This window comes from Flavobacterium sp. 103, from assembly GCF_003096795.1.
In the GTDB taxonomy this organism is placed as follows: Bacteria; Bacteroidota; Bacteroidia; order Flavobacteriales; family Flavobacteriaceae; genus Flavobacterium.
In genome coordinates this window covers 1,072,383-1,087,435 of sequence record NZ_QENX01000001.1, presented here as the reverse complement: position 1 = coordinate 1,087,435, position 15,053 = coordinate 1,072,383, and the positions used below count along the sequence as shown (strand labels likewise).

At 35.5% G+C, this 15,053-nt stretch carries 13 protein-coding genes; 1 reads left to right on the top strand and 12 read right to left on the bottom strand.

The genetic code is table 11. The features are described from left to right. Positions 1-314: 314 nt before the first annotated feature. The 7 genes from C8C85_RS04420 to C8C85_RS04390 all read right to left on the bottom strand — a co-directional run bounded on the left by C8C85_RS04420 (position 315) and on the right by C8C85_RS04390 (position 7,993). Positions 315-1,055: a DUF2490 domain-containing protein gene (locus C8C85_RS04420; protein ID WP_116796000.1), complete on the bottom strand. Its 741-nt coding sequence runs from the start codon at positions 1,053-1,055 to the stop codon at positions 315-317. Positions 1,056-1,125: 70 nt separating this feature from the next. Then, positions 1,126-1,887: a phosphate ABC transporter ATP-binding protein PstB gene (gene pstB / locus C8C85_RS04415; protein WP_116795999.1), complete on the bottom strand. Its 762-nt coding sequence runs from the start codon at positions 1,885-1,887 to the stop codon at positions 1,126-1,128. Then, entirely contained in the window at positions 1,884-2,723 is an 840-nt protein-coding gene (pstA, locus tag C8C85_RS04410) for a phosphate ABC transporter permease PstA (protein ID WP_116795998.1), read from the bottom strand. The genes pstB and pstA overlap by 4 nt, the downstream gene beginning before the upstream one ends. Before the next feature lie 11 nt (positions 2,724-2,734). After that, the gene (gene pstC, locus C8C85_RS04405) at positions 2,735-3,628 is read right to left on the bottom strand and encodes a phosphate ABC transporter permease subunit PstC (protein WP_116795997.1); all 894 of its coding nucleotides are present in this window, start codon (positions 3,626-3,628) and stop codon (positions 2,735-2,737) included. Positions 3,629-3,713: 85 nt separating this feature from the next. Continuing rightward, positions 3,714-4,661, bottom strand: a complete 948-nt coding sequence (locus tag C8C85_RS04400; protein ID WP_116795996.1) for a PstS family phosphate ABC transporter substrate-binding protein — start codon at positions 4,659-4,661, stop codon at positions 3,714-3,716. 106 nt (positions 4,662-4,767) lie between these two features. After that, positions 4,768-7,326 (bottom strand): TonB-dependent receptor, encoded by a 2,559-nt coding sequence (locus C8C85_RS04395; RefSeq protein ID WP_116795995.1) that lies wholly within the window; start codon positions 7,324-7,326, stop codon positions 4,768-4,770. 253 nt (positions 7,327-7,579) lie between these two features. Then, entirely contained in the window at positions 7,580-7,993 is a 414-nt protein-coding gene (locus C8C85_RS04390; protein ID WP_111411322.1) for an RrF2 family transcriptional regulator, read from the bottom strand. A gap of 236 nt (positions 7,994-8,229) precedes the next feature. Between C8C85_RS04390 and C8C85_RS04385 the strand changes: the two genes are divergently transcribed. Further along, the gene (locus tag C8C85_RS04385; protein WP_116795994.1) at positions 8,230-11,010 is read left to right on the top strand and encodes an outer membrane beta-barrel protein; all 2,781 of its coding nucleotides are present in this window, start codon (positions 8,230-8,232) and stop codon (positions 11,008-11,010) included. A gap of 331 nt (positions 11,011-11,341) precedes the next feature. Here C8C85_RS04385 and C8C85_RS04380 read toward each other — a convergent pair whose 3' ends face one another. The 5 genes from C8C85_RS04380 to C8C85_RS04360 all read right to left on the bottom strand — a co-directional run bounded on the left by C8C85_RS04380 (position 11,342) and on the right by C8C85_RS04360 (position 14,771). Then, the gene (locus C8C85_RS04380; RefSeq protein WP_116795993.1) at positions 11,342-12,175 is read right to left on the bottom strand and encodes a TPM domain-containing protein; all 834 of its coding nucleotides are present in this window, start codon (positions 12,173-12,175) and stop codon (positions 11,342-11,344) included. Positions 12,176-12,178: 3 nt separating this feature from the next. Then, entirely contained in the window at positions 12,179-12,616 is a 438-nt protein-coding gene (locus C8C85_RS04375; RefSeq protein WP_116795992.1) for a TPM domain-containing protein, read from the bottom strand. An 87-nt stretch (positions 12,617-12,703) separates the two neighbouring features. Further along, a complete protein-coding gene (locus tag C8C85_RS04370; RefSeq protein ID WP_116795991.1) occupies positions 12,704-13,291 on the bottom strand; it encodes a LemA family protein in 588 nt (195 codons plus the stop codon). 82 nt (positions 13,292-13,373) lie between these two features. Continuing rightward, positions 13,374-13,706 (bottom strand): MerR family transcriptional regulator, encoded by a 333-nt coding sequence (locus tag C8C85_RS04365; protein ID WP_116795990.1) that lies wholly within the window; start codon positions 13,704-13,706, stop codon positions 13,374-13,376. Positions 13,707-13,793: 87 nt separating this feature from the next. Continuing rightward, complete coding sequence (locus C8C85_RS04360; RefSeq protein ID WP_116795989.1) at positions 13,794-14,771, bottom strand: M23 family metallopeptidase; 978 nt, start codon at positions 14,769-14,771, stop codon at positions 13,794-13,796. Between the last annotated feature and the right edge of the window lie 282 nt (positions 14,772-15,053).

The window sequence follows — 15,053 nt, the reverse complement described above, 5'->3', positions numbered from 1 at the left end:
AAAAATAGGTCTGTTTGACATAGTATCGCAAAAACTACAACATAGATTGTGGTAAACCACGTTAGATTAATTCCGAAATTTTTCATGACCCTAACTTTTCTATTAAAGTTACGCCTTGTTTTTACAAAATTTAGTTAATTGATGAATAATCTATTCTTAAAATTGGATTGATAAACTGGCAGAATTTAAGAGCACTTTTCTCTATTAAGTAATAGACAGGTTATAATGTCGTGTTTTAAAAAATACAAAACAAATTAGAAACTTCTATTTCAGTGAGTTTACTCATTAAAATGACTTTAAAACTTTCGACTTACTTATTTCTTTTTTTGAAGGTTTATTTTATGAAAAAAGGTAAACCTAATAATGTCTCTGGCAAAATAATCAACACCACTCGCGCGTTGTTGGAAACTGTTTAAATAACCCAATTCGAATGCAATATTTTTGCTGACCCCGTATTGCAAAGCAGCGTAAATTCTGTTTTGATCAAATGTATTTTTGACAACATTTTCACCACCATTAATCATCAATTCGTCATATACAATTGCTTTCAAATACTGACTTTCCTTTTTCCAACAGGAATATTCCCCTTGAAGACGGTATCTGAATCTCCAATAGAAAGTAGTTCCAGAGAGTAGTTCCTGTTTATCGGCATTGTGTATAAATCGCTCTTCTACCTGAAAGCGTTGATTCATGGTAAAGCTGCCATATTCTTGCTTCCAAGTGATGTCCTGTTGGCCTCTGTATTCTGGTATTCTAAAATCGTAAGTAACTTCGGGAATTTGGGTTGCAACAGAGAAATAAGCATATCCTGCACCTACTTCCACATCTTTGTTGATTTTATAGCGTCCCTGAATCCGCATTTCATATAAATTTTCTTCTACAGGATTCATGAAAATCCGATTGTCAAATTCAGTATGAATGGACCATTTGTTATTTATTGTCAATTGGTTGTAATATCGTGTCCAAAGTAAACTTTGATGATCTACATTTTTTTCGGTTTGAGCTTTGGAAACAAAACATATAAACAAAAGGCAAAAGATTCTGATGGTTTTCATGAAGGTTATTTTCGATTTTTGGCAAATGTACATAAACTCTATTATTTTTATAGAATTTATTTTATTGTTGCTAAACCAAAAAGCCTTTTACATAATCTTTGGTCAATTTTTCTTTTGGATTCAAAAGTATTTCTTCTGTAGGGCCGAATTCTATAATCTCTCCCATATATACAAAACCAATGTAATCCGACACTCTTCTGGCTTGGCGCAAAATGTGCGTAACCAAAACAATGGTGTATTTGTCTTTTAATTGCATAAATAATTCCTCAATGGCTTGGGTCGAGATGGGGTCCAATGCCGATGTTGGCTCGTCGCCCAGAATAATTTCCGGTTCAATCGCAAGCCCTCTCGCCAAACACAATCGTTGCTGTTGGCCAATAGATAATCTAGTAGCAGGCGATTTGAGTCGGTCTTTTACTTCATCCCAAAGATTTACGCCACGAAGGTATTTTTCAACGATTTCGTCCAATTCCTTTTTGTTATGGTTTCCGTGAATGCGTTGCCCATAAGCAATATTGTCATAAATGTTCATTGGTAGCGGAAAAGGTCTTTGCGAAAGCAAACCCATTTTTTTTCGGATGTGGGTAACTTCGACTTTTGGATCGTAAATGTTTTCGCCATCTACCAAAACTTTTCCCTCCACACGCACATCATTTTGACGGTCGAGTAATCGGTTCATGGTTTTAAGCAAGGTTGTTTTTCCACAACCCGATGGACCAATTAATGAGGTTACTTTTTTGTCTGGAATGTCAAGGTTAATGTTCTTTAGAATATGGTTTTCACCAATGTGAACATTTAAATTTTGGATACTTATGTGAGGTTGAATGATCATATTTTATTTTTTGAAAGATTTTTGCTGGCAATTTTTGCAACAATGTTGATGACTAAAACAATAATGGTAAGTATAACTGCTGAGGCGTACGCTCTATTCTGAACCTCTTTTATCGGGCTGCTCAATTGGAAAAAAATGGATAGAGGCAAAGTTGCTGCAGGTTGGTCTAGAGAAGTTGGAATACTATCTGTAAATCCTGCTGTAAAAAGTACACAAGCCGCATCACCAATGGCTCTTCCGAAAGACAATAATATGGCTGTAATAATTCCAGGAATGGATTGTCGCAAAATGATTTTTGCGGTTTCATAGCGTGTTCCCCCAAGTGCGAAAACAGTGTTGCCCATATCTTCGGGCACGACGCGAACTACTTCATCTATTGCTCGAACCAGTATCGGAATTATCATTAATGTTACGGTAATTATCCCCGCCAATAATGAAGTTTTCAATCCCATATAGACCATGATGGCAAATCCAAAAGCACCATATACAATAGATGGAATCCCAAACAGGATGTCGTAACTCAGTCGGGTAATCGTAGCCAATGTGGCGTTTCTTTTGGCATACACATTAATATAAATGACTATTGGAAGACTGATTAAAAGTCCCAATAAAGTTGAACCTATAGTGATGTAAATCGATCCCACTATGGCATTTAGAATACCTCCTCCTTTTCCGATGTAGAAACCGCCTTCTGGGATTTTGGAAACCATATCCCAACTCAAAGATCCAATTCCTTTTGAAAAAATGGTGTACACTATCATAAACAAGGTGCTGCTGATGATGATGGTGCTTAGTATCATCAAAACTTTGAATATATTTTCTTCTATTTTTCTCATTTTGATTTTGTTTAATTATTTTTTTTTTCGATTCTGTATAAAATAATTCTCGACAACGCATTGAACAAAAAGATGATGACGAATAGGAGCAGAGCAGCAAACATCAATGCCGAATCGTACATCGGGATCGACATCATTTCTCCATAATTATTGGCAATAAGCGCTGGCAAAGGATAGGCCGAATCAAATAGACTATGTGGAACTTGTGCCAAATTGCCGCAAACCATCAAAACCGCTATGGTTTCTCCAAAAGCTCTTGAAATTGCTAAGACCACAGCAGCTACAATTCCGTCAAAAGATTTACGAAGAACTACTTTTTTGACGGTTTGCCATTGTGTAGCGCCTAATGATAAAGACGCATTTCGTAAGTCCTGCGGTACATTGTCAAATACTTCAATTACTATACTGATAATAAGAGGAAAAATCATGATTGCCAAAACAATTCCTCCTGCCAACACAGAATAACCTGTTGTGAATTCAACAAAATGTGGTGCTATTTTATCTTGAATCAAAGGGACAATTACCAAGACTCCCCAAACACCATAAAGTACGGGCGGTATTCCTGATAACAATTCAATTAAAGGCAAAACCAATTTCCGAACTCTTATGTGAGCATACTCCGAAAGATAAATGGCAGTCAGCATTGATAAAGGCAAAGCAATGATAATGGCAATTGCGGTTACCCAAAGTGTGCCGACTATAAAAGGATAAAATCCGAAGGCCTCTTTGAAAGGTTTCCATTCGGAGGAGAATAATAAATTGTAAAGAGAAGTGCTGTTTAAAATGGGCAATGATTTGTAGAACAATCCAAAACCAATCAATATCACCGTCGAAATGGACAGGATTGTTAACGCCAGGAATGTTTTACTGATGAGACGATCTTTGAGTAATCTTATGTTTTTCATAATTGTAATAAACCACCCTAGCAAAACTGTAACTCCTCATAGTTTTCAGTTCTTACATAGGGTGGATGTTTTATTTAGAAGAATATTATTTTACCTTCGCTAATTCTTTTGTTAATTTTTCTTTGGAAAGTTTAATATATCCCGCTTCCGTAACGAATTTTTGACCATCTGTAAGAATGTATTTTATGAATGCTTTTACAACGGCATTGTTTGGTTTTCCTGTGGTTACAAAATACAAATCTCTAGCTGGAGGGGATGGGTATTTACCCGAAACAATGGCAGCAATCAATTGATCGATGTTATTATAGAAATTTTCATCGGCATCTAATTTTCCGTTATTGTTAAGGTCGATAGGTACGGCAACAATTCCATTGGTTGGTTTATTTGTTTTAGTGTCATAGATATAAACGATATTATTAAACCCTAACCCAGAAGGATCTCTTTGTACCGCTTGCGCCAACCCAGGATCACCAAATACGGCAACTCCTTGAAGGTCTTCTTGTTTTTTACCAAAGTAACTAGCCCAAGTTTCGGCAGCTCCAGCCGCATCTGATCTCGTGTACACGTGTATCGGAGCTGTGCTTTTAAAACCTAAAGCATTCCAAGTTTTGTATTTTCCTGTGATAAAAATATTATTGAAGGCTTCTTTTTTTACACCTCTTTGGTATAATACTTTTCTATAGGGACTTGTTGCGCTTATTGTCGGAATTACTGCATCTTTGGTAACAGCAATGGCGTAAGCTCCTTTTTTGTATTCAGCAGCATTCAGTTCTCGTGATACCAATCCAATGTCGGTAACTTTGGATAATACATCCGTTATTCCTTTTCCGGCACCTCCTGCTTGAATGTCTATTTTGACATTAGGGTGTGTTTTTTTGAATTCTTCTGCCCATTTTACAGTAATCGGATACAATGCAAATGCTCCAGAAATGCTTATGTTTCCTGATAAATCTTGTGCCGAAACTTTATTTGGCGTAATGCTTGCAATTATTAACACTACTAGCGTCAATAATAAATTTCTGTTTGTTTTCATCTTATCTTACTTGTCTTGGTTTTTTTCTGTCTTTTTTATAAATAATATAAATCACAAAGTTAACTTGTCGATTATGTCAAGTTAACTTTGCGATTTTAATGAATTATTATAGAGAATACTTTAATGTAATTCCGTACGTTCTTTGGTCTCCTATTACACCTGCATATTGTCCTGAGTTTCCGCCGGCAGGCAATAATTGTTCATAGTAATCCTTATCCAAAAGGTTGCGTCCCCAAATGTGAACAGATAAACCTTCTGTTGCACGGAAACCCAAACGTCCATTAAAGATGGCATAACCAGGAACTATTAAATACTTCGAAGCTGAAGGACTTGATGAGAATTCAGAACGCGCATAACCATCAAGAGCTATGAAAAATTTACCTGTATTTGCAAAAAATTTGGCATCTTTAGTATATTCACCGCTTAAACTTCCAGCCCATTTTGAAACTCCTGGTAAATCAGTTCCAGAAACATCTTTAAAGGATACGGCTGCTCCAGTTTCTTCTAATGGAAGTGGAGCATTGGTGAATTTCACATACTTACCGTCAGTATAGGTCGCAGCTCCGCTGAAAGCAAAATGTTTGTTAACTATAAAACTGGCATCTAGTTCCACACCTTTTACACGTACTTCATCAGCATTGGCAAGATATCCACGATTTACACCTAATTCAGCAGCTTGAACATTGGTTTGGAAGTCTTTGATATCTGTATTAAAGTAGGTCAGGTTCAATATTGAGTTTTTAATAGGAGATGTTTTTACTCCAAATTCATAATGGTTTACATCCTCAGGCTTAATTACGGCAAGTTCAAGAATAGGCTTACCTGCAAGGCTAGGAAGTCCGGCTACATTCACACCAACAGGTTTGTAACTTTTTGCATAAGTACCGTACGCATTGATTTTGTCTGAAACCTTATAGGAAACCGTTAAATTTCCGGAAAAGTCAGTATCATCAGTATCTGATGTAAAAGCTTGGTCAGTATAAACCAATTTTTTCAAAGCGATTAATGCAGGATCGGTAGTTTGAAGACCTCCATAGGTTTTACGGTCATAATCTGCATCTTTCCTGTCGTAATTGTAGCGTAAACCAGGTAATACATGTAAACGTTCTGTTATTGACCAATCCAGTTGACCGAAAACTGCAGCACTCGTTGAATGTATTTTAGCATTGGTTTTTATGCCATATCCTTCAAAAAGACCCGGGGTTTTCCATAATGCTGTGTTAGTAGTACTTTGGGAAAATCTCCATTGAGCATCCCCTGATTCTTCTGTACCCTTTGTTTTTGATGTTTGGTCAATAAAAAACACACCGGCAACACCACTTATTTTTGATGTTATCTGACCTGCATAACGAACTTCTTGTGTGAATTGTGTCTGTCTGGAAGGATTTTGCGATTTTGCAAGTACTTGTAAGCCTGTAAAGTCTCTGTCATTGGATGGATCCCAAGTCCAAAAACGCCAAGCAGTCGTGGAGGTAAGAGTCCCTTCTCCAATTTTGGTGTCAATATTAAGAGATGCTCCACCTAAATCTTGGTTGGAACGCCATGGAGTATCGTGATCAATCTTACGATCAAAGGCATTCAAACTAGGAAGTTGGTAATTTAAATCAGCTATAATGGCATTAAATTGGCGATAAGCTGCCCTTTGCGTAGGTGCAACACCTGCAACAACCTGGGCATATCCGTCATTATGTTGAGTCGTAATATCTCCCGCCAATGTAATATTGGTGTTTTCTGATGGGGTATAAAGCAATTGTCCTCTAATACCTTGATTGTTTAGCGTATTTGTAGGTCTTCCTGTTGCAACATTATCAATTATACCATCACGTTGTGTACCAGAAAATGACAATCTACCAGCAATTTTTTGGCTTAAAGCTCCTGTAACCGAAGCTTTGGCCTGCAGATAGGCAAAATTTCCGTAACTCACTTCGAAGTCAGCACCTGATTTGAAGCTTGGTTTGCGAGAAGTTATGTTAAAAGCACCAGAAGTTGTGTTTTTACCAAACAAGGTTCCCTGTGGTCCGCGTAACACCTCAATTCGCTCCACATCAATAAAATCAAGCGTTGTAGCAGCCGGCCGAGCATAATAAACACCATCAACGTAGAAACCTACACCTGGATCGATTCCGTCGTTTGTAAGTCCGAAAGGAGAACCTAGACCGCGAATGTTAATTCCGGTATTTCTTGGATTTGATGAATACAGTTGAACTGAAGGAACGAGTTCTTTGATACGATTCACATTGAAAGCACCAGCTTGTTCTGCTTGTTTTCCAGTTACAACTGATACAGCAATTGGTACTTCTTGTGCTTTTTCTATTCTGCGTCTGGAGGAAACAACAACTTCAGTTAGAACATTTTCATCTTCTGTGCTTAGTGTTACTTCTAATGGAGCGTCTGATAATAGACCGATTTTTATTTCTTTGGTTTTGTAGCCTACATATTGTATGAGTAGGGAAAAAGGAAGTTTCTGTTGAGTGTCAATGCTGAACTTTCCGCTCGAATCGGAAGTTGTGCTGTATGTAGTCCCTTTTATAACAATATTTACTGCTTCTAAAGGATTTTTTTGATTGTCTGTTATGACTCCTGTTACAACGTTTTGTGCAAAAGAAGTTGAAAAAATAAATAGTAGTACTAGACTTGAAATTGTTTTTGTATATATAGTTCTCATTATTATGTAAATTATATGTAATTAGTAGAATTTAGAATCAATTTTTTTTTGATAATCTAGCACATACACATACACATCATTTTGGAAATGTTTTTTTCTAAATTTGGAAGAGTTGTTTTCCTGACTTCATTTTTTTGTCTTCGATTAATTTGCATTTTTCTTAATTTTGATTGTTAATCATACGTTAATTTGATGCAAATATATAATTAATTCTATAAAACTAGTATAGTTTAAAATATATTTTTTTATTTTTTTATTTTTTTACCAATGAGGCGATTGTAATGCCTTGCATTGCTTTCAAAGTTTCGTCTCTAATCGTCATCAATCCGTGTCGCAATAGGCATTCAGACTCGCTTACGCAATCAGAGCAACGCTCGTAAAAATTTAAGGATGCACAAGGAAGTAATGCAATTGCACCATCAAATAATCGGTGAATATCGGCCAAAGTGATTGTTTCTTTGTCTTTCAAAAGGTAATAACCGCCATATTTTCCTTGTTTGCTACCTACAAAATGACCTCTTTTTAAATCCAAAAGTATTTGCTCCAAAAACTTTTTGGGGATAGAGGCTCCTTCTGCAATTTCAATGGTTCTTGAAATATGGTTTTCATCTTGTTGCGCTAAATATAGAAGCGCTTTTAGGGCATATTTGGTTTTATGTGAAAGCATTCTGGGTGAATTAACGGTTAAAACGAATACAAGAATTGCTGAATTCTTTTCTTTTAAATTATTTAAGAATCAAATATAGCTTTTTTTTTAATTTTTTAAAACTTATTCAAAATAGTTAGACATTTTGGTATTTGATTTAAGGGCTATATGTTAAAGTTTTTGTAAGTAATTTTATGATTAATTAATAAATCATGTAATTAGCTGCCGTTATAATCTTACAGACCTAAAGCTTTTTTATGCCAAAATTTTACTATTCTCTCTTAGTGTTTTTTATCTGTTCTTATGTTTCTGCCCAAAATTCAATCTCTCTAAAAGGAAAGGTTATTGATGAAATTGCAAAAGCCCCCATTGAATCAGCAACCGTTTATCTTTCTGATGTAAAAGATTCGACTGTTATTGCTTATACCATTACCGATAAATTTGGAAAATTTGATTTTAAAACCCAAAAAATCAATAAACCGGTTTTTTTTAAAATGTCGTTTATTGCTTATCAGGATCATAAAATAGAACTGAAAAATATTCAGGCCGATAAAGATTTTGGAACAATTATTTTAAATAGAGAAGTAAAAAACCTAGATGAAGTGGTTGTAAAAAGTCAGGCGCCGCCAATTAGAATTAAAAAAGATACTTTGGAATTTAATGCGTCTTCTTTTAAGGTTCGGCCAGATGCCAATGTACAGACTTTACTTAAACAATTACCCGGTGTTGACATAGATTCCGATGGAAAAATCACGGTTAACGGAAAAGAAGTAAATCAGATTCTGGTAAACGGAAAGCCTTTTTTTGATAAGGACGGAAAAATTGCACTGCAGAATCTGCCTTCAGATATCATCAAGAAAGTTCAGGTTACTGATACCAAAACTAAAACGGAAGAGAAAACAGGGGCAGCGTCAAGTTCCAATAATGCCAGTATCAATCTGACGATAGATGAGGATAAAAACAAAGGACTGTTTGGCAAGTTTATGGGAGGTGTCGGATCAGATTCCCGCTATGAAAGCAGTGCGCTTCTTAATTATTTTAAAAATAAAAGAAAGATTAGTGTTCTTGCTTCATCCAATAATATCAATTCTATAGGCTTTTCTATGGATGAAGTTTTTGATAATATGGGTGGCGGAAGAAACAGTAATGTTTGGATGAACAGCAATGGAACATTTGGAATAAACGGAAGACAGTTTGGAAGCGGAAACGGAGTTACCCGTTCCGATTTAGTGGGAATAAATTACTCCGACCAATGGAGTAAAAACTTAGATGCTTCTTTAAGTTATTTTTATTCGGGTGCCAATACCAAAAATGATAATACGACAAATCAAGTCAACTTTTTGCCATCTGGAAACTTTCTTACACGATCCACTTCAAACTCAGATGAAGATCGCTATACTCAAAATTTGGCATCAGTTTTTGAATTAAAAATCGATTCGACTTCATCAGTTATAATTGAACCTAATTTTACTAAAGCCAATTCTAAAAAAGGGGTGGTATCGGAACAATTTTCATTTGATGGACAAGATGCTTTGCTGAACTCCAGTACGTCTGATAATTTTTATGAAAATGATTTAAATGGTTTCAATAATACCTTATCGTTCACTAAATCATTTAAAAAGAAAGGTAAATATTTTAGTGCAGTCTTTAAAAATGAAAACACAGTCAATGTTAATGATGATTTTATCAAATCCAGAACGGTATTTAATCAAGATGGCGAACCCGACGATATTCGAAATCAGTTTAATGAGACTAAAAATAGAAGAAACAATCATACCGGAAAAATTGAGTTCACTCAGCCAATAACCGATTCTCTAAAAGTGAGAGTAGGGGCAGATTATAAATTTGATAAAAAGAATGACAATAGAGATTCTTTTAATTTTGACGAAAGTAATCAGTCCTATTCCATTGTTAATGATGAATTGACTAATATATTCAGTTCTCTTGAAAGAACGTTTACGCCAAACGCAGGTATAACGGTAAACAAGAAAAAAGTAAATTTCAATTTAAATCTAGGTACAACTGTGATTGACTTTGATAATAAAGGGAATTATATGAATGCCGTTACTGTTTTAAATAAAAAATACGCTTTGCCGTATGCCAATGCTTATGGATCTTACGCGTTTTCAAAGTCTAAAAATTTATGGATAAATTATAATTATTCATATAGTCTGCCAAGTGCCAGGCAAGTTTTGGCTATAGAAGATTTGGCCGATCCATTAAATACGTATATTGGAAATCCTAATCTTGATCTGAATAAAAATCATGGTATTTATTTTTCGTATAGAGATTTTGATTATGCCACCCGCTCGGGTTACGGACTCTATTCTGGAGGAAATTTTTATGACAATCAGATTGTAGCGTCTACTAGTTATGATGATAACAGAAAAAGAACCACAACTTATGACAATGTGAGTGGAACTTACACTTCCTGGTTGGGTTTCTATTGGAATAAAACCATAAAAAAAGAAGCACATACCTTTAAATACGAGTTGCGCTTGAATAATAATTATAACTTTTCGAAAGGATTTACAGATGGGGAACTGTATACTGCAAAATCCATTATATTGTCTCCGAAATTAAATTTCACATATGATTATGGAGAATTGTTAACAATAAACCCATCCTATAATTACTCTTATAATAAAACGAGCTATACAAATTATAATGTCGGTCAGGCTGATTACTTTACCCATAAACTGAATCTTCAAGTAACAAATTATTGGCCAAAGAACTGGACATTTGGAAATGATTTTGGATATACTTATAATTCTAATATATCGCCTGGATTCAAAAAAGACTTTTTCCTCTGGAATACTAGTTTGGCATACAGTTTTTTCGACAAGAAATTCATGGCTAAAGCAAAAGTATATGACCTTCTGAACCAAAATGTGAGCGCTGTAAGAACGATAACTCCAACAACGATTAGAGATGAGGAAAACACGGTATTGAAACGTTATGTAATGTTCTCATTAACTTATAAGATTGAAAAATTTGCAGGTAAAGAGAAAAAATCAAATGGAATGATGCGATTCTAAAATAGGAGTCTGATCGTTAATTTTTTTGGAGCAGAAAGATTAGTCATTTTCATTAAATATAGTCTCGTTTTCCGTTTCAAACGAAGTTCACTGAACTCCTATAAAAAAAAGTATAGTGAAGTAATCAGGGCTCAAGGGAACATTTTGCGTTTTTGCCATCACTCAGAAAAAAATACAAGGTTCACTATAGCGAACGGTTTCAACCGTGGAGAGAACAATAATAGACAGATTACTTTTTTTAAACTGCAGAATTTTAAGAATAGTATGTAAACAAATAAACCACTCAATTCGAGTGGTTTATTTGTTTTATGCCAATATGTAATAGCTTTTTTTACCAGCCTCCGCTTGAACCTCCACCGGAGAATCCGCCTCCGCCAAAACCACCGCCGAAGCCACCGCCTCCACCTCCAAAACCACCGCCTGATGATCCACCACCAAAACCACCTCCGCCACCTCTTCCGAGGCTGCTTAGAATAATAACGTCGAGTAGGCTAGGCCCTCCACCGCCACGGTTTCCAGAATTTCCTCCACCGCCAGCATTTCTATTTTTGGATAGTAAAATCAAGACAATAACCACAATAACTATGATTGGTAAAATTGGAAAGTCTTTTCCTTTGGTTTGTTTACGTTCGCCTTTGTATTTGCCTTTGAAAACATCAATAATTGCACTGGTACCTTTGTCTAAGCCTTGGTAATAACTGCCTGCTTTAAACTCAGGAACGATAATGTTTCGAATTATCTCTCCTCCAGTTCCCGCTGTTAGTCTATCCTCTAAACCGTAACCAGGATTGATGGCTATCTTTCTTTCGTTTTTTGCCAAAAGAATGATAACTCCATTATCATCTTTTGCTGTTCCACCAATTCCCCAGGTTTGGCCCCATTTAGTTGCTAGTTGACTAACATCTTCGTTTTTGAGACTTTCTATAGTGATTACAACAATTTGAGTAGTCGTAGAATCAGAATATTTGATCAATTTTTCTTCGAGTTGTGCTTTTTCCTCAGGACTTAAAACATTGGCATAATCATAAACCGAAGTTTGAAAACTAGGTTTCTCCGGAATCGTAAATTGTGAGAAGATACAATTGCTTGAAAAAAGTACAAGTAGTAAGAAGATGGATTGTAAAATTCCTTTGGAATTTGAATTTTTCTTTGTTGGAATTTTCATTATTTATCCTTTTGATATTTCGTTTGATAATTCATTGGTGTCGCCTTCTTGCCAAGGAAAATGCTCTTTAAGTTTTTCTCCGGCTTTCAAAATGCCATCAATTAATCCTTGTTTGAAATTTCCTTGTTTGAAATGAGCAATCATAACATCACGGGTACTGTCCCAAAAGGTATTGGTAACAATATCATTGATGCCTTTGTCTCCACATATCACAAAGGTTTTGTCTTCAATAGCCAAATAGATTAAAACGCCATTTTGCAATTCGGTTTCATCCATTTTTAGTTCATGAAAAACTTCCATGGCACGATCATATGCATCCAAAGAAGTTGTTTTTTCTAAATGGACTCTAATTTCGCCAGAAGTGTTTTTTTCGGCTATTCGAATAGCTTCAACAATTTCTTGTTCGTCTTCTTTGCTTAAAAAATCTTCTACTTTTGACATGGAAATTATTTTTGAATGAAGATTAACGATTTTTGATTGCAGATTAATTCTGAAATCAAAAATCGTTAATCAAAAATATTAAATCTTCTAGAATTTTACTTCAACAGGTTTTTCTGCACCAGTTACAGCTTGGAAATATGCTTTTTCTTTGAAACCAAACATTCCTGCAAACAAAGAGTTAGGGAACGTTTTGATATGTGTATTGTATGGCATAACAGCTTCGTTGAAACGAGTTCTTGCTGTCAAGATTTGATTCTCGGTACTTGCCAATTCGTCTTGTAATTTTAAGAAATTAGCATTGGCTTTTAAATCAGGATAACGTTCAACTGATACCAATAATCTAGATAAAGAACTGCTCACACCACTTTGCGCAGAATTGAAGGCAGTTAATTGTTCAGGAGTAATATTACTAGGGTCAACTGTTACCGCAGTGGCTTTGGCACGAGCTTCAATTACCGCTGTTAAAGTGCTTTTCTCAAAATCGGCCGCTCCTTTAACTGTGTTTACTAGATTCCCGATAAGGTCATTTCTTCTTTGGTAAGCTGTTTGTACATCACCCCATGATTGTTCAACGGTTTGACTTAGCGTTACTGCTGTGTTGTTAATTCCTTTAACCCAGCTGTAGATTCCAATGATTACTACTGCTACTATAATCCAAGGCAAAAATCTTTTCATGTTTGTTTAATTTAGAGTTTGTTTGTTGTTTAATGTATTTATTTATTGCTTTTTATATTCCCCCATTTGGGGGTTAGGGGGCTTATAATTCGTTTTTAATGCTAATTAACTGCATTTTTATGGTTTCTAATTTACTGATAATTTCAAATTTATCCATTGTTTTCTTTTGGCCTTCTTTCAAATGGGTTTTGGCTCCTTCAAGAGTGAAGCCTCTTTCTTTGACCAAATGATAAATAAGCTGTAGGTTCTTGATGTCTTCTGGAGTGAACATTCTGTTCCCTTTCGCATTTTTCTTTGGTTTCAGAATGTCAAATTCACTGTCCCAAAACCGAATCAAGGAAGCGTTTACATCAAATGCTTTGGCGACTTCGCCTATGCTATAGTATCTTTTGTCTGGTGATAATTCTATGTGCATGTTTTTTATTAATTATACTATTTTTTGAAATCTAAAATCTAAAGTCAGCAATCTAAAATGCTTCGCCAGTTCGCTTCGCTCGGGTCGTTAATCTAACGATTGATTTTCCTGATTCGCTATTTTTGAAATAGCAACGTATTCCACCGCCGAAATATTGCCATAATAAAAATTTAACGGGTTTACTACTTTTCCGTTTTTGTGTACTTCGTAGTGCAAATGGGGTGCCTCGGAACGTCCTGTGCTGCCTACATATCCTATAATGTCTCCTCGTTTAACCGATTTTCCTGCGCGACAATTGTATTTGCTTAAATGTCCATAAAGTGTTTCGTACCCATAACCGTGTCGGATTACGATATGGTTTCCAAAACCGGAAGCAGTATTGTCTGCTCTAGCCACTACTCCGTCTCCTGTCGCGTATATTGGTGTTCCTGTTTTGGCCGTAAAATCCATTCCTTCGTGCATTTTTCTTGCCTTGGTAAATGGATCTGTTCGATACCCGAAACCAGAAGCCATTCGTTTTAAATTTTCATTTTTTACGGGCTGTATTGCCGGAATTGCCGAAAGTAGTTTGTCCTTTGCTTTGGCTAATTTTACAATTTCATCCAATGATTTGGACTGAATTGCAAGTTCCTTACTTAAGGCATCTACTCTTTCGGTTGTGCTGATTACCAATTTTGAATTGTTATAGCCTTGTAAAGCGGCGTAACGGTTTATTTTGGAATAGCCAGCTTTTCGTTCTTCTTCCGGAATTGCGGCTGTGTTGAAATAAACGCGGTATAAATTATTGTCCCGGTCTTCAATATCATCTATTACATCGTCTACTTCGTCCATTTTTTTGTTTAAAATGGCGTAATTCAATTTTAAATTTTCGATTTCCCTTGCTTGCAAACGGTCTTTTGGTGTGTCAAAATACGGGGTGTTTAATAATATGATGAAGGTCAAAAATCCAAAAATAGCCGATGCTAATAAAAACAGAACGGCAAAGCCAACTTTTCTTCTCTTTCTGATTTTTATTTTGCGATAAGCCAGATTTACAGAATCGTAATAATATTTTACTTTCGCCATATTTTAAAATACCCTATTTTTGCAAATTAGTTAAAAGGTAAGTCGAACAAATTTAATAAATGTTTCAGTTGTTCTGCTGTTTTTTTTAATAATAAATAAATGGTTACCTGTCTTTATGAATATTATGAAGAACTAAAGGGTTGAGGTTCTTACTCCTTTACTTTTTAAGGATTGGATATGTCATTTAGAATGTAGCTCTTTATCTATCGAGTTCGCGTGAGGGATAGAAGCTAGCTACCAAAGTAGCGCGAATAGCCCGACAGCATTAGGGAAAGGAGCCTA